General features: G+C 37.5%; 16 protein-coding genes. 8 read left to right on the top strand and 8 right to left on the bottom strand.

What is annotated here, in order from left to right; genetic code table 11:
• Positions 1 to 2 precede the first annotated feature (2 nt).
• The gene (locus ACF3OB_RS04225) at positions 3 to 776 is read left to right on the top strand and encodes a tetratricopeptide repeat protein (RefSeq protein WP_042008624.1); all 774 of its coding nucleotides are present in this window, start codon (positions 3 to 5) and stop codon (positions 774 to 776) included.
• 18 nt (positions 777 to 794) lie between these two features.
• On the opposite strand, the gene ACF3OB_RS04220 is transcribed toward ACF3OB_RS04225, so the two are convergent.
• Positions 795 to 1,223, bottom strand: coding sequence for a DUF4268 domain-containing protein (locus ACF3OB_RS04220; RefSeq protein WP_172919359.1), 429 nt, complete (start codon positions 1,221 to 1,223; stop codon positions 795 to 797).
• A 214-nt stretch (positions 1,224 to 1,437) separates the two neighbouring features.
• Complete coding sequence (trxB, locus tag ACF3OB_RS04215; RefSeq protein WP_042344994.1) at positions 1,438 to 2,382, bottom strand: thioredoxin-disulfide reductase; 945 nt, start codon at positions 2,380 to 2,382, stop codon at positions 1,438 to 1,440.
• A gap of 194 nt (positions 2,383 to 2,576) precedes the next feature.
• On the opposite strand from trxB, the gene ACF3OB_RS04210 reads away from it, so the two are divergent.
• From ACF3OB_RS04210 to ACF3OB_RS04195, 4 genes are read left to right on the top strand one after another with little or no spacing between them, the layout of a single operon-like run.
• Positions 2,577 to 3,413, top strand: coding sequence for an ATP-binding cassette domain-containing protein (locus tag ACF3OB_RS04210; protein ID WP_172916966.1), 837 nt, complete (start codon positions 2,577 to 2,579; stop codon positions 3,411 to 3,413).
• A gap of 9 nt (positions 3,414 to 3,422) precedes the next feature.
• On the top strand, positions 3,423 to 4,211 hold the full coding sequence (locus tag ACF3OB_RS04205) for a hypothetical protein (RefSeq protein ID WP_095912335.1): 789 nt from the start codon (positions 3,423 to 3,425) through the stop codon (positions 4,209 to 4,211).
• A gap of 3 nt (positions 4,212 to 4,214) precedes the next feature.
• Entirely contained in the window at positions 4,215 to 4,607 is a 393-nt protein-coding gene (locus tag ACF3OB_RS04200) for a GntR family transcriptional regulator (RefSeq protein WP_042008612.1), read from the top strand.
• The gene (locus ACF3OB_RS04195; RefSeq protein WP_212895892.1) at positions 4,594 to 5,292 is read left to right on the top strand and encodes a hypothetical protein; all 699 of its coding nucleotides are present in this window, start codon (positions 4,594 to 4,596) and stop codon (positions 5,290 to 5,292) included. Before ACF3OB_RS04200 ends, ACF3OB_RS04195 begins: the two co-directional genes overlap by 14 nt.
• Positions 5,293 to 6,026: 734 nt before the next feature.
• Here the strand turns inward: ACF3OB_RS04195 and lipA are convergent.
• On the bottom strand, positions 6,027 to 6,911 hold the full coding sequence (gene lipA, locus ACF3OB_RS04190; protein ID WP_042008607.1) for a lipoyl synthase: 885 nt from the start codon (positions 6,909 to 6,911) through the stop codon (positions 6,027 to 6,029).
• 322 nt (positions 6,912 to 7,233) lie between these two features.
• A complete protein-coding gene (gene azu / locus ACF3OB_RS04185; RefSeq protein WP_042008605.1) occupies positions 7,234 to 7,758 on the bottom strand; it encodes an azurin in 525 nt (174 codons plus the stop codon).
• Positions 7,759 to 8,794: 1,036 nt separating this feature from the next.
• Between azu and ACF3OB_RS04180 the strand changes: the two genes are divergently transcribed.
• Positions 8,795 to 9,580, top strand: coding sequence for an HAD family hydrolase (locus ACF3OB_RS04180; RefSeq protein ID WP_392448476.1), 786 nt, complete (start codon positions 8,795 to 8,797; stop codon positions 9,578 to 9,580).
• A 15-nt stretch (positions 9,581 to 9,595) separates the two neighbouring features.
• Here the strand turns inward: ACF3OB_RS04180 and ACF3OB_RS04175 are convergent, their stop codons facing one another.
• The 4 genes from ACF3OB_RS04175 to pncB are packed head-to-tail and all read right to left on the bottom strand — an operon-like array spanning position 9,596 to position 12,313.
• On the bottom strand, positions 9,596 to 10,261 hold the full coding sequence (locus tag ACF3OB_RS04175; protein WP_042008600.1) for a carbonic anhydrase: 666 nt from the start codon (positions 10,259 to 10,261) through the stop codon (positions 9,596 to 9,598).
• A gap of 23 nt (positions 10,262 to 10,284) precedes the next feature.
• The gene (locus tag ACF3OB_RS04170; protein ID WP_042344986.1) at positions 10,285 to 10,818 is read right to left on the bottom strand and encodes a Smr/MutS family protein; all 534 of its coding nucleotides are present in this window, start codon (positions 10,816 to 10,818) and stop codon (positions 10,285 to 10,287) included.
• A gap of 26 nt (positions 10,819 to 10,844) precedes the next feature.
• Positions 10,845 to 11,111 carry a hypothetical protein gene (locus ACF3OB_RS04165; protein ID WP_052461557.1) on the bottom strand — a complete coding sequence of 89 codons (267 nt, stop codon included), beginning with the start codon at positions 11,109 to 11,111 and terminating at the stop codon, positions 10,845 to 10,847.
• A gap of 17 nt (positions 11,112 to 11,128) precedes the next feature.
• Complete coding sequence (gene pncB, locus ACF3OB_RS04160; protein ID WP_119652065.1) at positions 11,129 to 12,313, bottom strand: nicotinate phosphoribosyltransferase; 1,185 nt, start codon at positions 12,311 to 12,313, stop codon at positions 11,129 to 11,131.
• Between the two features lie 378 nt (positions 12,314 to 12,691).
• Between pncB and ACF3OB_RS04155 the strand changes: the two genes are divergently transcribed.
• Complete coding sequence (locus ACF3OB_RS04155) at positions 12,692 to 24,853, top strand: T9SS type B sorting domain-containing protein (protein WP_392448474.1); 12,162 nt, start codon at positions 12,692 to 12,694, stop codon at positions 24,851 to 24,853.
• A 211-nt stretch (positions 24,854 to 25,064) separates the two neighbouring features.
• Positions 25,065 to 25,382 carry a heavy metal-binding domain-containing protein gene (locus tag ACF3OB_RS04150; RefSeq protein WP_042007852.1) on the top strand — a complete coding sequence of 106 codons (318 nt, stop codon included), beginning with the start codon at positions 25,065 to 25,067 and terminating at the stop codon, positions 25,380 to 25,382.
• The last annotated feature ends 4 nt before the right edge of the window (positions 25,383 to 25,386 follow it).

The following is a 25,386-nucleotide window of genomic DNA, read 5'->3' as shown; positions in this document are numbered from 1 at the left end:
ACATAAAAAATACTATGAAATTACGATATATATTGAACATTAGTTTCTTTATTTTAGGACTGGGAACGAGCCTTGCACAGGACAATGAAAAGTTATTTTCTAAGGCTACAGAAAGTTACAACACGAACGATTTTAAAGGAGCTATAGAATCGTACATGAGTATCTTAGATTCGGGATATGAATCCTCAGAACTATACTACAACTTAGGAAATGCTCATTACAAGCTGAATCAAGTAGGAAAAAGTATTTACTACTACGAAAAAGCTCTTAAGCTCAATCCTGACAACGAGGATGCTCGTAACAATCTAGTATTCGCCAACCAAATGACGGTTGATGTTATCACTCCATTACCCAAAACGTGGTACACACAGTTATCAAACCGTATTACTTCATTATTTTCACTCAGTACATGGGCTATTTTTCCTATTTTGAGTGTTTTTGCTTTTGTAATATGCTTTTTGATTTACTTTTTCACCCCTTCAACAATCTTGAAACGCATATTTTTCACACTTACTCTTGTTTGCATAGTAACTGCTGTAGGCACCTATTTCATAGCAAATTTCCACTATAAAAACTATGTGAATGAGAAATATGCAATTCTATTCGAGAAAACCATCCGTGTTTTTGCTGAACCCAATGCGTATAGCTCAGAAGTATTTATTCTGCATGAAGGTACAAAGGTAGAAATTATCGAAACCCTTAACGAATGGATAAAAATCCGTTTGGCAGATGGAAAAATAGGATGGGTGAAGGAAAATGTGTTACGAGTTTTATAATACTTTAAGTAAACAATATCACTCTTTAATAACATCTTCATATTCAAACCAAAAGGATTCAAATTTACTCATTGTACGATACAAAAATTCCATAGTCTCACGCCAACTTTCCTTGTTATGGATATTCACACCGTATTTTTGGACGTAAACTCGACTGATTCCTTTCTGATTAGGAAGTATATGAGTTTCTTCGAAAATAGCATCAGGCAGATATTCTGTTAAAAGAATCTGTTTCAGGGAAAGCATTTTATTGTAGTATAAACACCTGTTTTCTAAATTGTTATCTTCGATATCAAGTGTTACCATTGCTTTTTTTTGGTCAAAATAGAATTTAAAACTGAAATCTTTAATTTTAGTGTCATAAAGCACCCATTTTCGAGGAAATGACTTGCCAAAAGAAATCCAAAATTCTTCGCGTAGTTTTTTTGCTTCTGCTCTGCTAAACATGTTTTGGTTTTTAAATCTGTGGTGAGGCTGATTAAAGCACTAAAAAACTTTGTCAATTTTTTCTCAATTTTGAAAAACGAAAAAGAATTTGACAAAGTTTCTATTTCAATTAAGTATTGCTTTTTTTTACATAACCTACTTCGTATCAAAGAATTAATTTGCACTCTCTTACCGAAGTAAATCCATGTCTCAGGAAAATAATCCGAAGAGATTTTTATTCTAAGGTCATTAAGTAGCGTTCGGCATCTAAAGCTGCCATACACCCTGAACCAGCAGCTGTGATAGCTTGACGATAGCGACTATCAGCGGCATCTCCTGCTACGAAAACTCCTTTTACGTTGGTTTCAGAAGTTCCTGGCACATTTTTAATGTAACCCACTTCATCTAAAGTGATAAACTCCTTGAAAACATCGGTGTTTGGCTTATGTCCAATTGCAACGAAAAATCCTGTTACGGGTATTTCAGAGATTTCATTCGTTTGATTATTACGAACTTTAATCCCCGTAACTACCTGACCGTCACCTAAAACTTCTTCTGTTTCGGTATTGAAAAGCACTTCTATGTTTTGCGTTTTTAGCACACGTTCTTTCATGATTCTCGACGCACGAAACTCATCACGACGCACTAACATGGTTACTTTTTCACATATGTTAGATAGATACAAAGCTTCCTCACATGCCGAATCCCCAGCTCCTACGATAGCAACCTGTTGTTTTCGGTAAAAAAATCCATCGCAAACGGCACAAGCAGAAACGCCACCTCCCATCTTTAAGTAATGTTGTTCGGAAGGCAGACCTAAATATTTTGCAGAAGCTCCTGTAGCGATGATAACAGTCTTAGCGTGGATTTCGTGTGTTTCGTTTACCCAAACTTTATGAGGTGTTTGCGAAAAATCGACTTTTGTCACCCATCCGTTTCTTATTTCAGCACCAAAACGCTCTGCTTGTTGTTGAAGTTCAATCATCATTTCAGGACCTGTAATTCCCTTTGGATATCCAGGAAAATTTTCAACTTCATTGGTAGTGGTCAGCTGTCCTCCAGGTTGTTCTCCTTGGTATAAAACAGGAGACATATTGGCACGTGAGGCATAGATTGCCGCAGTGTATCCCGCTGGACCTGAGCCAATTATTAGGCATTTTACTTTTTCTACGTTTGCCATTGTATTACTGTTTTTTATAGTTAACCCCACAAAAATACATATTTTAAATGAATTAAACAATTATTTATCGAATGGTACAATGGTGAGGTGTTTTGAAAATATTTTAAAATAAATCTCAAAATATTTGGAGGTTTCATTTTTTCAATATACTTTTGCAGTGTATTAGTTAAGTAGAACACTAAATCAGTTTATGTATGATACGAATTCAAAATTTAGATTTTTCTTTCCACAAGAAAGTTGTATTCCAAAATTTGAACTTGCAGATTGAAGCAGGACAAATTTGTGGATTATTTGGAAAAAATGGGGTCGGGAAAACCACGTTGTTGTACAACCTCACAGGGTTATTGTTTCCTCACAAAGGAAAAGTGGAGGTGTTGGGGTTTGAACCTAAGAAGCGACAGACGGAATTCCTACAGGAAATTTTTCTAATTACCGATGAAGTATATCTGCCTGATATGTCGATTCGGCAATATGAAAAAACCATCGCTCCTTTTTATCCAAAGTTTGATACGGTACAATTCCTTGAATTTTTAAATCGATTTGAAATTCCCTCAGAAAGTCAGATTAATAAACTGAGCCTCGGACAGCGCAAAAAAGTCCTGATTAGCTTTGCCTTAGCAACGAATACTGCTATTGTACTGATGGATGAACCTACAAACGGACTCGACATTATGGGTAAAACTCAATTTCAAAAAATACTTGCTGAACAGATGAATGATGACCGCTATTTTATCATCAGTACACATCAAGCTAAAGATTTAGAAAATCTTATCGACCGCGTGATAGTATTGGATAATGAAAAAATATTATTCAATCAATCTGTACGAACGATTTCTGAGAAACTAAATTTTAAAATTTCAGAAAATAAAGCTGAGCTGAGCAAGGCTTTTTATGCTGAAACCAATTTCTTTGGCAATGTAATGGTACTTCCCAATCATGAGAATACCGAAAATCGGGTGGATTTGGAATTGCTTTACAAAGCCGTAACTACTAATTCTGAACAAATAAATCAATGGTTTAACTCAAAATAACAACATCCCATGAAACAAATTGGACTATTACTCCGCAAGGAATGGACGGAAAAACGTACGTTTTTTATATTTTTTACAATAGTAGCATTACTCATAAGTATAGGTGTGATATCCTACTATTGTTATGTCAGTTGGATAAATTCAGTAGATACAGGATATTTCTTTTTCTCTACAGAGGCTTTTATGATGCCCTATATAGTCACAATATTTGTGTGGGCTATCATCTCTCCCTACATCGCTTTTAGGGATTTTAAGAAAAGAAAATCAGCTATTTACGAATGGTTAATTCCTGCTACTCCAACTCAGAAATGGTTGGTTAAATGGTTTATCTATTGTGTTTTGTTCTTTATCTTTTTCACAATCCTGTATGGATTTTTGTATTATATTTCAGCTCAAATAGTGGATAAATTGGACTTTGTAAATACGTATGCTCCAGAAGATTTTGGACTACCTTCATTTAGCCATTTTATTGGAATAGGAACAGTTATTTGTCTGATGGCACAGTCTATTTTCTTTGCAGGAGTACTGTTTTTTAATAAATTTTCCATGTTTTTCACTACTTTTTCTTTCTTTTTATGGATTTGTTTTATGATAGCTTTGAATTCAATTTTAGGAGAATATGGCAGTATTTTTTTTGATACTGTATTGGGGGTGGAAGCAGATGAAGGAATGGGCTATTATGCTATTCACAAAAATTCAGAAAATATAAAATTGTTATTAACCTTGTTATTCTATATCGGAATTTTTATGTTGTACACATTATCTTATTTTAAATTTAAGGAAAAAGAAATACGATAGCCTATGGAAATTAGAGATACTGGACGAGCCATTTATTTACAAATAGCAGAGTTTGTCTGCAAGAAAATTCTGTTAGACGAATGGCTCCCTGAAACTAAAATACCGAGTGTTAGAGAGTTAGCAGTACAATTGACTGTAAACCCCAATACAGTAGCTCGAAGTTACGAAGTGCTAAAAACTAACGGAATTATCATCGATAAGCGAGGGATTGGCTACTTCGTTGAAAAAGAAGGAAAGCAACAAGCTAAAAACTTCCGACAAGCGGATTTTCTTGAGAATGAATTACCTACTTTTTTCAACACATTGCACACTTTGGGAATAGAACTAAATGATTTAGAACCTAAATTTCAAGTATTTAAACAACAATTAAAAGCTAAACAAGATGAAAACCAGTAATAAAATTCTTATGGGACTTGGAGTAACGCTATTGCTATTTCCTATTTTTTTGACACTGCTCAAAAATGTAGAAAATAAAAAAGCTCCGAAAGTATTCAATAAATACACTTATGACTATGTTCCTGAAAAGTTACTACCTTTCAAACATCTGAAAGTTGTAGGAAGTTATCACAACATGCAATTAGCATTCGCATCCTCGGATTCTGCCTTTGCGTTCGTTCCTCAGGACAAATCAGCTCCCCGACCTAAATTTATCCATAATCAGGATACACTTATAGTTTCTTATGAGAATATAAAAACAGAAGAAAACTTGGAATACACTTATTTCTTTCAAGTTCACACCCCTGATTTACAGTCATTAACATTAGATAAAAGCAACTTTACGCTGGATGCCTACCCTTCCGTAGAAAACGCTTTGTTGGACATATGTATGAACGAATCTCATATCACATTACAACAAGAACGAAAAACAAGAGATTATAAAAATATAACTATTGAAGGTACGAAAAGTACTATCTTAGTAGATACTCCAACAAAAGTTGAAAATATGCACATTACATTATCCGGAAAATCGCTCTTAATGGTCAAACATCTTGACATTGATAATTTTTCAGCTACTGTCAGTTCGGAAACAACTGTCAAGGCTACCGAAAGTTTAAATGATTTTATTCAAATAAAGACTTGATTATAATTCACGCAATGGGTGGAATTGTGTTTAAAAACTGTGTAAAATATTGTGAGTTATGAACTTACTAAGGGTTGTAGTGGTATTAGTTTCGCTATAACCCTTGTTTTATATCCAAAACGAATAAAAAATGCCAAGCATATAATCTAACCATATTGTAAAAAATGAGATAAGAAATGCTGAGCAATGCTTTCGATGTATCGTTAGACTCAACAAACGAACGCCATTTCAAAGTTTTTTGTTATAACATGTTACGCTTAGCTACTTGCTATATCATCAGTTTTTTACTTAATACATTTACCTATTTTCAAGACAATGGAAACTATTATGCATCAATCACTTAGAAGCTGTTTTACGTATTTAAAAGAAAAGTTAGTTCTATACAGATAGCTTCGTTCTGAGATTAAAAGAAGTTTGTAAAGAGGTTCTTTTAAAAATACAAAAGTCAAGGGTGTAATACCGTTTATTCATAGTGTTCTTCCGTAGATTTAATAAAAAAGTATGTTTAAAAAACACTCTTAAAACCATTGTTTTGAACATTGATTATATTTCTAACGAATTACTCCTCAGTATTGCTTACTCTCTCTTCTAACTAGTGTGGTAAGTGTAAAAAGAATAGCCAGATGAAAAAGAAACTATTCTTTATAACTTTTCAATTATTTGAAATACAATATCTTGTATTTTTTTGAAGGGATGTCAGTAGCTCTTTCCTGCTTAGTTTAATTATATGATTCTTATAAAACATGTTTATGAGCTCTGTACGAAGAGCGTACTAAAGCACCACTTTCCACATGACGGAAACCTAATGATTCGCCTATTTGTTTAAATTTCGCAAACTGGTCAGGTGTAATAAATTGTTTTACAGGTAAATGTTTTTTTGAAGGTTGTAAGTATTGTCCAATTGTAACTATATCCACATTTGCTGCTTTCAAATCGTGTAACGTTTCGATTACTTCTTCTTCCGTTTCGCCTAATCCCAACATAATTCCAGATTTTGTGCGATGAGCTCCACTGCTTTTAAGATATTTAAGTACCTCCAAACTGCGGTCATATTTTGCTTGAATACGTACCTCACGTGTTAATCGTCGAACTGTTTCCATGTTGTGTGAAATTACTTCGGGAGCTACGGCTACGATACGATCAATATTCTTTTCTACGCCTTGGAAATCAGGGATTAAGGTTTCTAAAGTAGTTTTTGGACTCATTCTTCGGATGGCTTTTACGGTCTCTGCCCATAGGATGCTACCCATATCTTTCAAATCGTCTCTATCCACGGAGGTAATAACGGCATGTGTTATGTTCATCAATTTGATTGAACGTGCCACTTTTTCTGGTTCTTCCCAATCCAAAGAATCAGGACGTCCTGTTTTTACGCCACAAAACCCGCAAGAACGTGTACATATATTTCCTAAAATCATAAACGTAGCCGTTCCTTCACCCCAACATTCTCCCATGTTTGGGCAACTTCCTGAGGTACAGATGGTATTAAGACTGTATTTATCAACTAACCCTCGAAGTTCAGTATATTTTTTTCCTGTGGGAAGTTTCACACGAATCCATTTCGGTTTGCCTTTTGGCGGAAGTACATTGTTTTCTACTGTCATTGTTTCGGCACTCATAAAGTTATTCTCTTATGGAAATAATGCCCAAAAGTACACTTTTTTTGGAAATTGACAAAATAGTATCGGTTATTTACAAATAAAAGAAACTGTCCGAAAAGTTATAATCTTGTTGTGATATTTTCAGTATACCTGTATATGCACTTAACGAATAACTCCTTACTGTTTTGCATGAAAGAAGAATTTATAAGTTAAAAAAACATATAAACGTATCTTGAATGTAACAAGAAAACCTTGCCTGGTCAGCCAGATCAAATGGCTGAATCTTGCAATTGTTTACTTTTCGGACAGCGTCCTAAATGTGTGTTATTTAATAAGTAAATTATTCAACAATGAATTTACCTTTCATCATAGCTGCGTGAGCAGGGAACGAGCAGATGAAATCATACGTTCCAGCTTCAGGAGCGTCAAAAGTGATAGTAGTTTCTTCTCCACCGCCAATTACTTTTGTGTGTGCAATTACAGCATCACTTCCCGCAGGAACATAGTCACTATCCTTTGCTTTCAATGCTTCAGCTGCAAAAGCCGCCACGTCAGTGCCTTGTTTTAGCAATACAAAATTGTGTCCCATAACCGTTACAGGCATTTTACCAACGTGTTTTAAGGTTAATGTAACCTTTTCTCCTGCTTTTGCCTTAATTTCAGAAAGGTTGAACGTCATTTGATCCGTACCTTCCAAAACAATTGTACCATTTTCAACATGTTTAGCTGTAGAATTTGAAGGTGTTTCAGGAGCTACATGCTCATGATTGTGAGTTACAGAAGACTCCTCTTTTTTCTTTGTTTCTGTGTTTCCGCAAGAAACTGCCAATGCCCCCATAAGAGCTACCAATAATACTTTTTTCATTTGAGATAGAATTTAACGTTAAAATTTAGGTACAAAGGTAATGATTTTTTTTGATATACCCAAAAGTAATTTATTTCAATTCTAAATTGCGTGTTAAGCTACCAAGCGTCAAAATTTTTATAAGGAAGCAAGGCATCTGCCATTCTCTTTTTTGATTTACGTCTTAATGAATAAAAATTTTGAATATACATAGATGAACGAACCTAATAGAGGAAACGCACAAATCAAAAAAGCAAAAGTCACTTTCTGTCTTTTATCCAATTGCACATTCTTGATTAAATCAAATAATGTATATACGATAAAAACAACACATATAGTTAGTATAACGATTGGCATAATATAAATTAAAAAAAATGTTTTTAGAAAAACCTTTTGTTTTTGCAGATTTTTCTGATTAATAATATTTTTCTACTCTTTCGATTTTCGTAACTCGGTTTACTTTTTATTTTAATTCGGTTTCGACTTTCACATTTCCGATTTTTGGAGGGTAAGTCCGTTTCTTGACTAATGTTGTGATTTTTCAGTTACAAACGTATAGAATATTTTTTATAAAAACAAATAAACAGTGAAATGTTTTCCTAAATTTCAATTAGTTATGTTGTTGTTTTTACGGAGTGTGTGTTAAATAAAAAAGAAATGTCTATTTTTTTTATGAGAAAAAATGTCGAATTCATAAAGAGTTAATGGAGAAAATATTTTTTACGTTTTTTTTGTTTTTAAGAAAGAAAACGAAAGAGTGATTCGTTTGTTCATTTATCATCAACAATGGTTTTCCTTCTTTATTATTGATAGTTTGAAAAGTGTCCAAATGAAATGCTCTTTTTCTGTCCCAATCCCCCTTTCGTATCCCGACCAAAAATAGTCAATCCTTGGAGCTACTTTCTTGACTTAGGTATATACTTGGGTAAAAAAACAAAGCCTTTCTTTAATATTTTATTGTCATTATTTTTCTGAAAATCAATAATTTGTGTTCGTTCTTAACGAAGTGTTGGTAATAATCTCTTTTGTATAGTATATTTGCAAAAAAAAATAAATGATGATAAAATTAATTGTATCTGACATTGACGGAACTTTGGTCAATAAATTCAAAGAAATTCCACCTCTTTTTTGGGAAGTTTTTAAATTGATTCAACAAAAAGATATACGATTTTGTGCGGCAAGTGGGCGACAAATACAGAGTTTAGAGCAGTTGTTTGCACCGATTCAACAACAGATAGCTTTTGCTTCTGACAACGGTGCTTTGGTTAAATATCAAGATAAAGTGTTGCACGAAAATTCAATTGAAAAAACTTTGTTGAAGCCAATTTTAGAAACTTGTGAATCCTTAGAGGGGATTGCGGTGGCTCTTTGTGGTAAAAGAAAGGCTTATGTGAAAACAGAAAATATCCGACTTTATGAGGAAATTAACCTTCACTATCCTGCTATTGAATATGTTACAGATTTTAATATGGTAGATGATGACATATTGAAAGTGACTGTTTGTGATGAAAAAGGTTCACAACAAAATTCGTATCCTAAATTGAAAATTTATGAATCTGATTTTAAGGTAGTTATATCAGGAGATATGTGGCTTGACATTACAGCCAAGGAGGTAAATAAAGGGGTTGCTGTGTCTATTTTACAAAAAATGTGGGGAATTCTTCCGGAAGAAACCTTGGTTTTTGGCGATCAGATGAACGATATTGAAATGATGGCACAAGCTAAATTCAGTTATGCGATGAAAAATGCACATGAAGAAGTAAAGAAAATAGCTTCTTTCATTACCGACTATGATAACAATGATAGTGGAGTTCCTCGGAAAATATTAGAGTTAATTAGTTGATATATTGTATTTTAATTATTTTTTGTGTTGCATCATCCATTTGCAATTGGTCAAATCATAGATTTTTTGGATGTCTTTCATAATCCGTTTGTAGTCAATTTGAAGGTCGATTAGATTGCCATTTTTCAGATCAAAAACCCATCCATGAACAATTGGATACTCTTCAATGATATATCGCTCTTGCACACACGCCATTTTGATGACATTTATGCACTGTTCTTGTACGTTGAGTTCCACCAAACGATCGTAGCGAAGTTGTTCATCATCAATGCGATCCAGTTCAACTTGATGTAAACGATAAACATCACGAATGTTTCTTAGCCAAGGGTTTAGCAATCCCATGTTTTGTGGAATCATTGCAGCTTTCACTCCGCCACATTCATAATGCCCACAGACAATAATATGTTTAACTCTCAGATGCTCAACCGCGTACTGAATTACAGCAGCTACATTCATGTCAATATTGTTAACGATATTTCCTACGTTTCGATGTACAAAAACTTCGCCTGGCTTCATCCCCATAAGTTCTTCTGCCGTAACACGACTGTCGGAACAGCCAATGTACAGATAATCAGGGTTTTGAGTTTCTGCTAATTCTTTAAAAAAGCTCGGGTTTTCCTTCAGTTTTTTCTCTACCCATTTTTTGTTGTTTTTGAAAATATCGTCATATGAATTTAGCATCTGTTTTTGGTTTTAAGCTATTGTTAATTAGCGTTTTGAAAAATATACACTTCCGTAGCTCCAATGCCGTATTTTGCATACTCTGCATCGTAGAATTTTACGGGGTATCTTCCTAATAAATATTCCAATTCTGTACGTAGAACACCTTCGCCCACACCATGGATGAAAACTACTCTCTGAATACGTTTTTCAATAGCAAATTCCAGTTGCCGACGAGCCGTTTCTAGTTGTAGGGTAAGCATGTCGTGGTTAGTCATATTTTTGGTGGAATTGGTGAGTTGGTGAATGTGCAAATCTACTTCCATTGGTGGGATTTTTTTATCTTTCCGTGGAATGATTTTTTTCTTTTTTTCGATATTCTTAGCTAGAAAATCATGATTCATATCTGAAATAGGTACGCGAATCATATTGTTTTCATTGATTTTTACCAATTCCGAAAGTAGAAATATCAATTCAAAGCCATCAGTAGTTAAAATTGTAGCTTCTTGATCTTTAATTTTAACGATTTTTCCCCGAATAGTATCGTCTAAAACTTCTATGTGGTCACCTATATTCAATTTTTAGCTAATCTTATTCTGTTCGTTTATTTCTTTTCTTGTTGTTGCTGTGTTTCGGTCTTTACCTCACTCTCTATTTTAGAGTGAGGGTAGGGTATGGTTTTTTCTTTCTGAGGCATAGGGTAGGGATCAGACGTTTTTGAATTCAATTTTCTTGAAATATTGTAAATTCCAAACATCAGTAAAGCCATCCCTCCGATGAGCAGAAGCTGTTCGTAACCCTTAAAAAATGAACGTGTAAATGCCATCGTAGCACCGAGCACCATCAGTAAATAAATCCACTTATTTTTCATAGTGATTTCATTTTTAATTATTTAATTTGAAGTAGCTCTTTAGCTAATTCAATCATTCTCGGGTCGCCCGTATGTTTGTTAGGTTCATCAGATAGTTTTACAGTCGATACCCATTCGTTATCACGTGTCAATACTTCCGTAAGTTTCATTACGATGTTCATCGGTCGAAGTCCTACGTCATTGGTTAAGTTTGTTCCAATTCCAAATGAAATTCCGATTTTTCCTTTACATGCTTCAGCGATTGATTTTACTTTCTCTGGATTGAGTCCGTCGGAAAAAATAATGTATTTCGACAGAGGATTAATGCCGAATTTTTTGTAGTGTTCAATGGTTTTTTCAGCAAAAACAATAGGGTCACCACTGTCGTGTCGTACACCGTCAAAGAGTTTGCTGAATTTTTTGTCGAATTGTTTGAAAAATACATCCGTAGTGTAAGTGTCTGAAAGAGCAATACCTAAGTCGCCTCGGAAAACGTCTACCCAATGCTCCAAAGAAAGGGCGTTGGACATTTTGTAACCATATTCAGCGGCATGGAACATAAACCATTCATGAGCGTGTGTGCCAATAGGTTTCACTTGGTATTTCATAGCCAAATGTACGTTACTTGAACCTGAAAAGTTGTATTTTTGTGATTTAGTAAGCGTTTGCATAACCAAGTTATGTACATAGTACGAATGGCGCCGACGTGTTCCAAATTCTGCAAAAACAACGCCTAAATTCTCGTAGAATTTTACCTTTTCGATGGTGTTTTCGATGATTTGACCATCGCTCCATTGTGTGGCATTCGTCAATTTGTAGTACAGTTCGCTAACCATTGCCAACAAAGGCACTTCCCAAAGAATGGTACGATACCAAAGTCCTTCCACTTCCATTTGAAAATCGCTACCGTTTTGGGTGATTTTTACTTCTGAAGGGTCATACCTATATCCCTCTAAAAAGTCAATGTACGCAGGGTTGAGGTATGGGCATGATGCTTTCAAAAAAGCCTTTTCTTCTTTGGTAAGTTTCAATTGAGACATTTGATTTACAGATTGTTGCATCGCTTGAGCAAAACCCTCTGGAAATTCATGTTTGCCACGATTGATGAATTTGTATCGTCCTTTAGTGTTAGGAAATAGCTTAACGACAGCACACTGCATCGTGAATTTGTAGAAATCGTTATCTAAGATGGAGTTAAAAACTCGGTAATTTTCTTGCGGCATATTTTTATGTATATATAATATTAATATGGTGTAATTTAATGAAATGTAGCAGACTCCCAGCAAAGATATACAAATAATTTAGAATAAGCAAAAAACTATTTTCTGTTTCGTTAAAAAGGAAAGATTGAATGTTAAAAAAAAGGTCAGCTACGTTAAAAATAGAAAGGGCTTTCTGTTGATGAATATCAGTTTTTGTGGTGTCAAAATTGTTTTTAATTCAATGAAAATCAGAAATAGGTGTGAATTTAATGTGTTTTGTGGTCCAATTTATGAATTTTTTTCTTGTAAGATTGTCAGTTGGTAGAAATATTTTTTTTGTAATTCTGAATTTTACATATAACTTTGTGTGCTTAATTGTTTCAATATTATATCATATTTATGAATAGATTTTTACTAACAATTGTTTTATTATTCACAGTATGTATCGCTAAGTCGCAGAATTTAGATGACTTTACGGTTACGCCCGAACCTGGTGATTGCTATTCCAATTCCAAGATAAAGGTGAATTTGGGGGCGGGGAATTACGCCCCAGCACAGCTGACCGCAGAGATTCAGTTGCCACCCACTCCAGGGTTGCCATCTACTCGAGTGCAAGAGTTTGACACTTCTGAGTATATCTTTGGTTCGTTGCAACCAGGAACGTACACCATCACGGTTATCAATGAAAATGGTTGGGTGCGTTCCCAACCTAAAGTTGTAACGATACCTACGACCTACGTCAGTACCCAGTTGACAAAATGGAAAGTAACGGCTTCGTCTTGTAATAATACTAATGACGCTAAGGTATCTTTTACCATAGTAAGGAACACAGGGAAAGGGCCTAACTTTGAGGTGTCAATTACTGACGATGCAGGAAATGTGCTTGTGCCTGCACAGACGTTTACGCGTCCCAACGCTAATACAGACTTAGATGTCACTGTACAAGGAAATGCAACACATCCATTGACAGCAAATCAGTACGTGTTTGTCAATGTACAAGATATGACAGGAATAACTCCCAATTGTGAACTTCGTAAGGAACGCGTGAGTATCCCTCCTATAAACCCCTCTGTGGATTGTATTGAAATTGAGAAAATGGACGGACAATCCCGTATCCAAACCAATATGGATTGTAAACGCCGAATCTCTTTCCGTATACAGAGAAAAGACGGTAGGAATGATATGGCACCCATACATAGCTATATAAGTGAAAATAATTCAGGGATAGCTATTGTAAAGCGTACCAAAAGAGATGCACTCGGTAATATTATTGAAGAAGCTGAGTACGACATTACTTCTTCATTTAGTGCTAATTACAATATTGTTGCAGAGTATAATTCTTTTGTGTCAGATTATGTGTTTGAAGATGGCGATGAGGTAGAGGTAACTATCAATATTGGTATGACACCTATTCGAGAGAAATTTACCTTGACCCCAATGGATCCTATGCAGATAGTAGCGGCAGCACCCAATCAAACACCTATTGGTATTGCTAACTATTCTCATTTGGATGACTTATGTCAAGGTCGCAAATTGTTATACGCAGCACCTTACTACCAAAAAGTAGAGTTTCCGAACACAGCGAACCCATCCGATCCAGCGGGGTATCACAAGTATGAATGGTATCAAGACTTTTCACTGTTTTTGACAGATGACGAGTTGTACAATCAAGGTAAGGACGGATACTACTTTGAGATTTATAAATGGGAAGGTACGGGAACACCCAATCTTAATGCTACAGTAGGATGGAAACGCAAAACACAAGTCCCGATTCCTGCAGGACATCCTCTGTATATGCCTCATGATGTGATACCTTCTCTTCAATGGAATGACCGTCACGACATTGTTGACGTGACAGATACAGGATATGGTCACTATAAAGTCGTGTATAAAAAAACAGGTTTACAATCTTGTTATGAGCCAAAAAGGATGTATAATTTTCAACCGGTAGCCAATCAAATAAGCCAATTTTTCGATGGACTCTACGTCGGTAAGGGGCTGTTTGAAAACACGGTTTCATTCAGAAAATGGATTTCAGCGGTAAGTTTTAATTATCCTTTGGAGGTAACTATTGAGCCTATTTCTGTTCCAGGAGCAACTCCTTCAGTTCCTCCCGCAGGTACAGCTACGTTTACCATGACTTTCAATACTTCTTTACCTCTTGACAATGGTGTGCAACATCAGCGAAGCATTGTTTTTCCTGTGAAAAAGATAGTTCCTAATGCAGAGGTTGTAAACTCCAACGTTATGTATGGTGATTTCCCTAAGGGGAAGTATAGAATCACAGTAAAAGATAAATGTGGAAATACAGATAGTAGAGAGATTGATTTTGAGGAAGGAATGACGTTGGGCGAAAATTACGTAAAACCCGTATTGGGTTGCGAGGCCTCAGAAATTCATTATGCTATAGGAAGTAACGTACGTAGAGGAACGGTGCTTTGGGCTTCGATAGTCTTGGAGAAGAAAAGACCTGATGGAACTTATGGACCGATTACATCTCAACGTTTAGATATGAATGACCCAAGAGGAACGTTTGTAGGATTGGAAGCGGGTGAATATCGTGTGCGAGCCTATAGTTTCTCGTATGACAAACATGCCGTGTGGAAAAGAAGTGGTTCAGGCTACGTGCTGGAAAACCTTACCAATGTTATGGGAGTGGCAGGATATACGTTGATTCCTGAATACCTCAATGCGTTACGCCCTGGTGGTCAAGAGATTCACCGAGGTTCTGTGTTACAAATAGAACTTGAAAAAGAGTTAGAACTTCCCCGAACGAAACCTCTGCAAGTGAGTGCCATAGGAACTTCTTGCGGAACGGCAGCGGGTACGGGTATGGCGATTATGTATGTTCAAAACAGAGAAGATGTTCGTTATCCTTTGACCTTCACACTTTACAAACAAGATGGTACAGAAGTGGCATCTGTTACGTATGACGCTGATTCAGAGGCGGATAGTCATATATTTAGAAATTTGTCTGACGGAGACTATACCGTAAAAGTAAGCCATCAGTGTACGGAGGGTATTTATGACGTTCGTGTGAAAGCGGATACATATGCTCCTCCGAGAATCACAGCCTCTCCAGAGAGTCAAAATCCTTGTAACGGAGATGTAGTGAGGCTCGCTTTTAGTGGCTCAGAGGTGCTGTTCAATGTTGAATGGTTTAAAATTAAAACCGATGGTTCGCTTGAAAGCATAGGAACGGGAGCTACTATCACGCAAACGGTGATGACAAACACACAGTTTCAGGCAGAGTACACCTTGAAAGACACCTCAATCTGTGGTGTTGCTGTGGGCGTAACGTCTCCTGTAACGGTAGCGTTCATTCCTGACACCACGCCACCCGTGATTTCAGGATGTCCTGCATCAGCCATTGTGGTGAACGCACCAGCCAATGCTTGTGATGCCGTCGTTACTTGGGGAACGGTAACTGCTACAGATAATTGTGGATTTACGCATACGCAAACCCACCAAAGCGGAGACAGATTCCCAATAGGAATTCACACCGTGACCTATCTGTTTACGGACACCTCAGGAAATACAAGTACTTGTACTTTTAATGTGGAGGTCAAGTCAAATGTCTTAGCATTAGACATCCAAGCCAATTATATTGATGGCAATGGAAATGTATTGAACCGCAAATTAGCATTGAATGAAGGTTTCCAATATAAAATAGTGTACAACAATACAGGTTTAGATGATTTGGCTACTGCCACTTTGACGGTAGACTTTTCAGCCAACCCATATATTAATATAGGTGTTCCAACCTATCAACCGACCACTTTAACCCAAATGCCAACGTACACCCATGTTGGTAGGGTGTATACGTTTGTGTTGCCGAAGGAGATACTAAAAGGCAGTAGTGGGGAAAGAGCTATCTATATTCCTTTGACGATGAATGCAACGTATGCGGAAATAGGAACGCCTTGTATGAATATCTTTGGTGTGAAGTATGAAATTGAATATCAAAGAGATAATCAAACGTGTCCTACGGGAACGCAAACCAAAACAGGAATGAACTCCATTGAAATTTCAACACAAAATGACATTCGTTCGGAATTGTTCTGTGTCGGGTCCTCATTGATGTTGAAAGCAACACCAGGGTTTATTTCCTATAAATGGTTTAAAAACGGTACAGAAATTCCTTCGGTAACAGGAAATTCTTACATGGCTACGGAAGCAGCTGAATATATGGTGCAAAAAACAGCCGTATGTTCAGATACTACTTTTGGAACTGTTACCGTAACAAGCCAAGAAATCATTCGTTTTGAGTCGTTTAGCTCAAGTGCAGCAGCAGACCCTATCAGAGCATTGGCAAACGGAGGGGCTACTTGTGGAGCTGATGGACGTTGGACGAGTCACTTCATTTTGTGTAATGAGTCATCGAAAATTATTACTGTAACTTTCCGTGATTCGAGTCTTGAGTGGCAACGTTTTAAAGCAACCTGTTCACCACCCAACGATGGCAGATGTCAGAACTATAATGACAGTTGTTGGGAAACTATTTCAGGAGCTACAGGTAGTTCATTTACCATTAATGCTGTTGGACGTTACCGATTGAAGGTGTCCTCAGCTAATGGTTGTGAGGCTCACTATTATTTTGAGGTGTTCATGAACGGATTGTCGGGACAGGTCGTACAGCCCGTGGGGCATATTACCAACTATCAGCCTGGACATTTCAATGTGAAGATGGCTACGGAGGGCGTAATTTATCAATATACGATAAAAGACCCGAATGGGCAGACGTATCTGGATAGTAGTAATGCTGCTAATATTATAACTTACGACCAATATAACGGAGGTCATGACATTACAGTAAGAGGAATTTCAGTTCCTGGAACTTATACTATTGAAGTGAAATCAGGAAGTATAGCTAATTGCTCAACAACATTGAGAGCAACAGTTGAAGAACGAAAAAATCTGACAACTACAGCAACGGTGCTTTCATGGAGTGACTGTAATAATGTAAAAGTTCGCTTCGGGGCACAAGGAGGAAAAGCACCGTATCGCTTCGCTATATGGAAAATAGATGGGGTACAACGTTATCCTGATTACACTTCTATTCCTGATACAGCATTCATCGCTACCATTCCAGAGGGAAGTGTGCAAGTGGATCAAGATGTACATGTTACTCAGCTGGGAAGATATATTTTCGTTGTAAAAGACGCAAATGGAGCCTATGCCGAGACGGTTTCTCCAGGGGAAATGATTAGACCAGAGGGGATTACGGACTATACTATTAATGTGAAAAACGTAGCTTGTGGAGACACTTCAGGAGTTGTTTCCGTAACGTTTACAACAGCACATCCTCAAGACATAATCACACGATTACATCGTTTACAAAGTGGAACTCGGGTGCAAACATTTGAGAACGCTTCTGGAATCTATGCTCAGGGAATTGTACAAGGTAAATATGAACTAGAAGTTATTATCACACAAGGTTCAAGAGTTTGTACATATGTCAATCCAATTGAAATAGGAGAAGATGAAAATACGTTAAAAGCTTTTGCTGGAGTGGTGGAAGACAAATCGTGCGACACTACCAATTCACCAAAACGATATAAAGTTCATATTAATAACGTCAGCGGAGGAACTGGTACGGGCTATATGTATAAGTCAGAAGGTGGTAGCTATACAACTTCAAATGTTGTATATTTATCCGGTTCAGGAAATGTGTATGTGAGAGATAGTGCTAAATGTGAAATTGCAATTCCTGTTACGATAACAGATATTCCATCTCCAGAAGTTAATGTTAGCACCGTGATGTACAGTTGTTTAGGTAAAGGTACATTCACTGTGACTGCCTCTCCTGCGGGTACGTATGAGTACGAAGTGGTAGGCGGAGGAATTACAGAACGAAATACTTCAGGAGTGTTCACATTGGATGCAGGAAACTATTCTGTTTATGTGTACCACCAATCGGGATCATCATCTGCGACCACCCCTAATGTTTTGTTCCAAGAAGATTTTGGAACAGGAAATGATACTTGTAATAACTCCATTATATACATGACTTGCAAACCTAATGAGGAGTTGCAAAATAGTCAGTATGTTATTACAAAACAAGTGACGCCAAGAGCCGAGTGGACAACTCCAACCGATGCTTCAGGAGTTGTAAATGGTCGCTATTTAGCAGTAAATGCTAACTCTAACCAAGGTAATTTAGGGGTTATATATACTAAAAACATCAAAGATATTGTTGCTGGACAAGATGTTAAGGTAAGTGTGAAATTATATAATTTACTGAAATCTACTTATATAGGAGGTGTTAATCCAAACTTAGATTTTGTTCTACTGACCTCAGGAGGAGTTGAACTTAAACGAATAAGTTTAGGACAGATATTAGCAGATGAGAAATGGCATTCAAGAGCTGTTACATTCAGCAGTGCGGACATAGGAACAAACACTGAGGTCATTTTCCAAATTGTGAGTAAAGAACCTGTTTCAACCAGTGTTGGAAGTGATGTGGCAGTTGATGATATTTTGATTTGGCAGGAAACCAAGGTTTGCAACCCACGAACAGATGCAAAATCAGTAGTGATAGAGGCAGCAAAAGCATTCACTGTTACAGGTTCGGCAGAAGATGCTGCTTGTGATGGACTAGGCAAACTGAAATTAAGAATTGAAAATAGAAACGGAAGTGATATTGTTTATTCGCTTGATAATGCTAATTGGACAACAATAACGCCGACGGCAACCAGCGTGTCCAATGTTGATACGGCTGTGATTCCTAATTTAGCAGCAGTAACCAGCGGTACTGTGTATGTCAGAAAACAGAATGAACCAAGTTGTTTGGTGGAATTAACTTATACCATCAATGCATTAGAAACCGTTTCAATAACTACACAATTGCTTCGAGTGGCAAGTTGTAATCCGATGAATGCGGATATTCAAGTTACGGCTACGGGAGGTGCAAGACCGTACCAATCTGTGGCAGCAGTGCCTTCGGTAGGAGCTACAACCATGGCAAATATGGTAAACAACGTAGCTGTGTTTGACGGAGCAAGAGCATTAGCACCAGGAACGTACGAGTTGCGTTTGACCGATGCAAATGGTTGTGTCACTACTTCAACTTTGAAAGTAGATGCTCCAAAAACATTAACCTTAGATGCCAGCACTACAAATGCTTGCTTGTCGCCAGGAGAAAAAGCAGAGGTTACGATTCAAGTGCTTGATGGAAATGGAAACTATCGATACAGTCAAGATGGCGTGAATTTCACTCCTCCATCATCGATACCGGATTACACGGTTGAGGTGAATCCAGGGGTGCATGTCTTTACGGTTGTTGATGGAGCAAATTGTTCAGCAACCATTACGGTAAATATTCCAGAGCCATTGACCTTGAACGTACAACCAACAAGAGCCTTGACTTGTGCCACAGGATCGAATGCTGTTTTTGTGTTGAACGCTACAGGAGGTAATCCAACTCAGCCAAAACAGTTCTTGTGGAGCAACGATGGAGTAAGTTACCAAAGCACGAATGCTACGGGCATCACTCTAACAGCTTCAGGAAATACGGCTACATTTACAACCAATGTTGAAGGAATTTACTACTTTAAAGTGGTAGTAGGTTCTTGTGAAAGAAAAGCATCAAAACAAGAAGTGAAAATATCACGTCCTCAGTTCAAAACAACTTTAACCAAAGAGGATGCAGCCTGCTATGGTTCGGCAACAGGTCGAATTAACGTGTCATTGACCGACATTCAAGGAGGAACAGCTCCGTACGATTTGATATTGTTCGATGGAACTAACACGACAACGCAAGCAGTGGGTAACATCATCAATTTGAAAGCAGCTACCTATCAATTGACGGTGCGTGACGCAAATGGCTGTATTTCAGACTCACAGAATATTACTATAGGACAATCTCCTCAGTTAAATGTTGCAGTAACAACAGTAGATGTTAGTTGTGACAGAGTTTTAGGAGGAGGAATGAATAATGGAGAGGCTAGATTTAATTTTGTGAGTGGAGGAACAGCTCCGTTCTCTATCGAATTGCATTACAAAGATGTGCCACATGGTACAGCATTGTACAATCAGTCGAATGTGAACTTAGGAGACATAATTGTTGTACCAAATTTAATTCCACATGAATATGTGGGTACGATTACCGATGCTAATGGATGTGTAACAACAAAAACCTTTGAGATTTTTGGTACATCAGATAGAATTGTTGCAAAAGCAACCACTATACCAGGGTGTGATACGGCATCATTAGAGGTGTCTGCTTACAGTAGTGCGGCAGGAAGTTCCATTGCTGCAGGTTCTCATTGGGTAGCTATCTATAAACAAGGTATGACAATTCCTTCAGGAACGCCTCCATCATCGCCAACTTGGATAGACGGAGGGAACACGTGGTATGCAGGAACAGTGACTGATGTAACAACTGTGTCGGGAACAACTGTTTCAGGAACAACAGCTACCATTCCAGGTTTGACACCAGGGGCTAAATATCGATTTATCGTATATGACTCATCAACAAAATGTTATGTGATAGAAGAAGTGACTCAAGTGCCAACAGCATCATCTACTTTGAGTATTACATTGACTCCAACAACCACTACATGTAGAGGTTCAAACGATGGAAAAATTGATTTTGAGGTCAAAGGTATGAATTCTGCGATTAAGAGTTTGGAGTATCAAGTTTATTATTATGCAACTCACGAGCTTGTGCTTGGTGCAGTAGGATCAGTAACAATCACTGGACCTGTAACACCAGCAACCACTCAGACAGGAACTATCACAGGATTACCTGCAGGTAAGTTATATATTGTATTCACAGAAAATACAGGTGGAGGAGGAACTTATTGTAGAAAAGCATCTGAACCTGTCATAGTGCCACAGGCTCCAACGGAATTAGTAATTCAAGATTTGTCCATTATCAATGATAACTGTCAGGCAGGAGGGCAAGGTAGTATCTCGGTTGATGCGCGTCATGGAGTAGCTCCTTACAAGTATTATTATCATAAAGAATCTACCTTAGGAATTCCACCAGCAATTGGGTCGCCAGCATTGACAACGCTTATAAATAACTCAACTGATGGACATACAGTTTCAGGTTTAGATAGAGGAACGTGGCATGTGTTTGTACGTGATAATAATGGATGTATCAAGACTCGCTCTGTTACGGTAGATGAAGATAAAGCTCCAGAGATTTCGTCTGTGGTTCTGGATAATCCATGTACAAGCGATAAAACAGCATATTCAGTGCGTTTAAATCTAACAAAAGTAGGAACAGGACAACACTACTACCGAGTGAAACTTGGAGGAACGCCTACTGCAGATTGGATGCCTATGAGTGTGTCTCCTTATGCTACATCTGTATCATTGCCAGTACGTTTACAGCCTTCTACACAAACATATACCATTGAGTTGAAAGATGCTAATGATTGTGCAACCTCAGAGGATATTAAATTGTATTCGCAGGTGAAATATGAAGTGGTAACACCGTTGATTCACTGTGGAGCTGTGTCGGCTGATATTGTTATCAAAAATCTGACAGGAGGTTCAGGTAAATATGCTTATACGATCAATAAGGTGGAAACTGTTTTGGATCCTATCAATCACACCACTTCGGAGATTTTTGTGCCGATAACAGGAGTGAAAACAACAACGGCAGGTACCGTAACGGTGACTATTTCACCAGCAGTTCTTGTAGGTTCATATGCTATTCGTCTGTATGACGAGGCAACCCGTAGCCAGACATCGGTATGTCCGGAGGTAAGAAACTTTTCGATTGACCTTCCTGAAATTCCAGAGATGGAGGTGTTGAGCTTAACTAACCCAACTTGTAGCACAGGAACAGGTTCCGCACGAGTGAAAGTAAGTCCGAGTGTATTAGCTCCTTATACATTTACTATTGAAAATCCAACGACAGGTACGGTGTTACCAGCTACAAGTTCAGGTGTTGATTATGCTGTGTTTGACGGCTTATCAGGTTCTTTAACAGGAGAGACATACATCGTTAGTGCAGTAGCAACTAATGGATGTGTGGTAACAAAAACGGTTGTAGTTACAACTCCAGCACCACTTGTCTTAGCATCAAATGCTTTGACAATGGAAAGCTACCAATGTGTAGGAAATACAACATCGTTACCGACCTTGACTTTTGATTTGTCAAAAGTGAGTGGAGGAACACAGAGCTACACACGAGTAGAGTTCTATGAGCAAAGTTTTATTACACCTGTCAATATAAAGGTTATCAGTCAAGGAACAACATCGTACACCTATACTCTTACTGACCATGTTGCAGCTACGCAAACCTACACTGTTAAAGTATTCGATGCTAATGGTTGTGAGGTAATCACACCAGCAGTAACCGTAACACCAACTTTGGTATTGTCGAGTGTAACGGCTACCCGTTCTGTTGAAATAGATTGTACAACCAATCAAGAGGTAGTAAGCGTAACTGTAACAACAAGTGTATATAACGGAGAAACACTTCTTTATGAGGTAATCAAACGAAATGCCAATGGAACAGAAACTACGGAGTTTACACGAAGTGTAGCAACTACAACACAGGTGTTTAGTTTGCCAATAGGTAATTACACTATCAGGGTCACAAATCCAGCAACCAATTGTTTTGTTACAACAGCTTATGACGTTCATGAACCGAATTCATTCTTATTTACTGCTTCAAATATTGTCAATGTGAAATGTTATGGAGAAGCGACGGGAGCAGTAACTTTGAATTTCTCAGATATGCGTTTAGGTGATGGAAATCATGCCGCAGCAGGATTTGAATTTGTCATCAGTCCAGTGACAGGTTCAGCAGGTTCAACGGTAACAGGAACTGTCACAGGAGGAACTGTTACTACAGTGACAAACTTGTTAGCAGGAAATTATCAAATGATTGCAAAAGCATTGAGCAATCAATGTTCAACAGAACCTGTAGCTTTTGAAATCTTACAGAGCGAACGTCCGTTAGCGGCTACAGCTACTCAAACATATGGAGTAACTTGCTTGGATAATAAAGGAGAGATTTTAGTCAAAGTTACTGGAGGTGAAGCTCCATATCAGGTGATTTTGCATGGTTCGAGTGGATACGTTTCGTCGCCACAAATAGGAGGAAATATTATCACAAATGAAGGAGAATTCTTATTCACAGGATTAACTTCAAATGGCTCGTCACAAGTCTACACTGTTCAGGTTATAGATAAAAATGGAAGCGGTTGTCAGGATAACTCGGTAACCATTACTTTGGTACATCCAACACCTATTACGGCAACAGCAACTGTGATTCAGAATGTAACATGTAAAGATGCATCCAACGGAATCATTGAAATCGCAAATGTAGCAGGAGGTTCAGGTTCACCTACTTATTTCTTTGAATTACGTCAGGGAACAGCCACCGTGATTACTCAAGAATCTCCACGATTTGAAAACTTAGCTCCAGGTGAGTATGAAGTATGGGTCATGGATGCTTGGAACTGTGATCAGAAAATAGGCGAATTGAATGTAACTGAACCTGAAGAGCTATCGCTCAAAGTGGTAAGTGCTGAGCTAGTGGTGTGCCATGGTGAAGCTACTGCTTGGATCAATTATGAGGTACATGGAGGAACAGCTCCTTATGAAGTAAGTATTGTAAAAGCAGTTACAGGGGCAGTAATAAGCACCGATACGGCATTTCTTGGAAATGTAGCTCGAGGTTTATCAAAAGGTAAATATGAGGTACATATTACCGATGCACAAGGCTGTACGATGTCACCAGTTTATGAGTTTGAAGTGGAAGAAACTCCGAATTTAGAAGCAACTGCAACTCAGGTACACGACTGTCAAGACAATAAGTACACAACTTGGATTGAGGTGAAATTCAAGCATACCGTTGATCCAATGAAGTTGAGCTACAAGTTAGGAAGTAAATCAGAACGTGTATTTGCAAGGTTTGACACAAAACGAAATGTTGCAATAATCAATGCTAATGGAATTGACCAAACACAACCTTTGCAAGTGTTGACTATTTTCCATAGAGATGAGATCGCAGCAACAGGACAGGTTGTACTGTGTTCTTACACCTTGGGCGACCCAGTGAAGATAGAGAATTTAATGCAGTTGGACGAAGTCAAAAGAGTAGCAAATGATGAAATCAACACTATCCAAGTAGCAGGAAAAGATGGTCAATATCCGTACACCTATGTCTTCAACGGACAAAATCAAGGAGGTAACGGAGTGTATAAATTAAAAATAACTGATCCTGAAGAGATTGGCGAAGATGGAAAACGTTACAAAGTGATTGATGTGATTATCTATGATGCAGTAGGTTGTACCGTTACAGCTACTATCAAAGAGTTGTTCCATGACATTACAATTCCAAATTATTTCACTCCCGATGGAGATGGAAATAATGATACATGGACTCCGAAATATATTGATGAATATCCGTATGCTCGAACGCATATTTTCGACAGATATGGTCGCAAAATAAAAACCCTTAAAGTAGGTGAGTCATGGGATGGAATCTATAACGGGAAACCTCTTCCAAGTGGAGATTACTGGTATCTATTAGAGCTTAATAGCGATATAGATCCACGTAAGTTTAAAGGAAACTTCACCATTTATAGGTAGTAAAATTTAGAGAATAGTAAAGGCTGATCTTTTTAGGTCAGCCTTTATTATTTCAGACTACAAGCAATCTTCTAATGTTGTTGACAAAAGCAGATAACCGTAAGTACGATAAAAGGCCTTGAATTGGTAACCTAGGAGCTTTTCTCTTTTGAAAAATTTGAAAAGTAAAAAGAAAATCATTAAATTTGCCTATACATAAAAATATACATAAATGATTTTAACAACTACACCAACTTTAGAAGGTAAGCCTATTAAGGAATACAAAGGTATTGTTACAGGGGAAACCATAATTGGGGCGAATGCTATAAAGGATTTTATGGCTGGGTTGACTGATTTCTTTGGAGGACGCTCAAGAACCTATGAAAAAGTACTCGTAGAGGCTAAGAATACTGCACTTGTTGAATTACAACAACGTGCCATGGCTATGGGAGCAAATGCCGTTGTAGGTATAGACTTGGATTATGAAACCTTAGGAAATAACGGAGGAATGTTGATGGTTACTGCCAGTGGTACTGCTGTGGTCATTTAAACTT

The sequence above is a fragment of the Capnocytophaga canis genome (assembly GCF_043187445.1).
Taxonomy (GTDB): Bacteria; Bacteroidota; Bacteroidia; order Flavobacteriales; family Flavobacteriaceae; genus Capnocytophaga; species Capnocytophaga canis.
The sequence above is the reverse complement of the archived record's forward strand: the minus strand, read 5'-3'. Positions and strand labels throughout refer to the sequence as shown.

Excerpts from the sequence above, each read along its gene's own strand:
- ACF3OB_RS04220 (WP_172919359.1), bottom strand. The coding sequence starts at position 1,223 with ATGTTTAGCAGAGCAGAAGCAAAAAAACTACGCGAAGAATTTTGGATT.
- trxB (WP_042344994.1), bottom strand. The coding sequence starts at position 2,382 with ATGGCAAACGTAGAAAAAGTAAAATGCCTAATAATTGGCTCAGGTCCA.
- ACF3OB_RS04210 (WP_172916966.1), top strand. The coding sequence starts at position 2,577 with ATGATACGAATTCAAAATTTAGATTTTTCTTTCCACAAGAAAGTTGTA.
- ACF3OB_RS04205 (WP_095912335.1), top strand. The coding sequence starts at position 3,423 with ATGAAACAAATTGGACTATTACTCCGCAAGGAATGGACGGAAAAACGT.
- ACF3OB_RS04200 (WP_042008612.1), top strand. The coding sequence starts at position 4,215 with ATGGAAATTAGAGATACTGGACGAGCCATTTATTTACAAATAGCAGAG.
- ACF3OB_RS04195 (WP_212895892.1), top strand. The coding sequence starts at position 4,594 with ATGAAAACCAGTAATAAAATTCTTATGGGACTTGGAGTAACGCTATTG.
- lipA (WP_042008607.1), bottom strand. The coding sequence starts at position 6,911 with ATGAGTGCCGAAACAATGACAGTAGAAAACAATGTACTTCCGCCAAAA.
- azu (WP_042008605.1), bottom strand. The coding sequence starts at position 7,758 with ATGAAAAAAGTATTATTGGTAGCTCTTATGGGGGCATTGGCAGTTTCT.
- ACF3OB_RS04180 (WP_392448476.1), top strand. The coding sequence starts at position 8,795 with ATGATAAAATTAATTGTATCTGACATTGACGGAACTTTGGTCAATAAA.
- ACF3OB_RS04175 (WP_042008600.1), bottom strand. The coding sequence starts at position 10,261 with ATGCTAAATTCATATGACGATATTTTCAAAAACAACAAAAAATGGGTA.
- ACF3OB_RS04165 (WP_052461557.1), bottom strand. The coding sequence starts at position 11,111 with ATGAAAAATAAGTGGATTTATTTACTGATGGTGCTCGGTGCTACGATG.
- pncB (WP_119652065.1), bottom strand. The coding sequence starts at position 12,313 with ATGCCGCAAGAAAATTACCGAGTTTTTAACTCCATCTTAGATAACGAT.
- ACF3OB_RS04155 (WP_392448474.1), top strand. The coding sequence starts at position 12,692 with ATGAATAGATTTTTACTAACAATTGTTTTATTATTCACAGTATGTATC.
- ACF3OB_RS04150 (WP_042007852.1), top strand. The coding sequence starts at position 25,065 with ATGATTTTAACAACTACACCAACTTTAGAAGGTAAGCCTATTAAGGAA.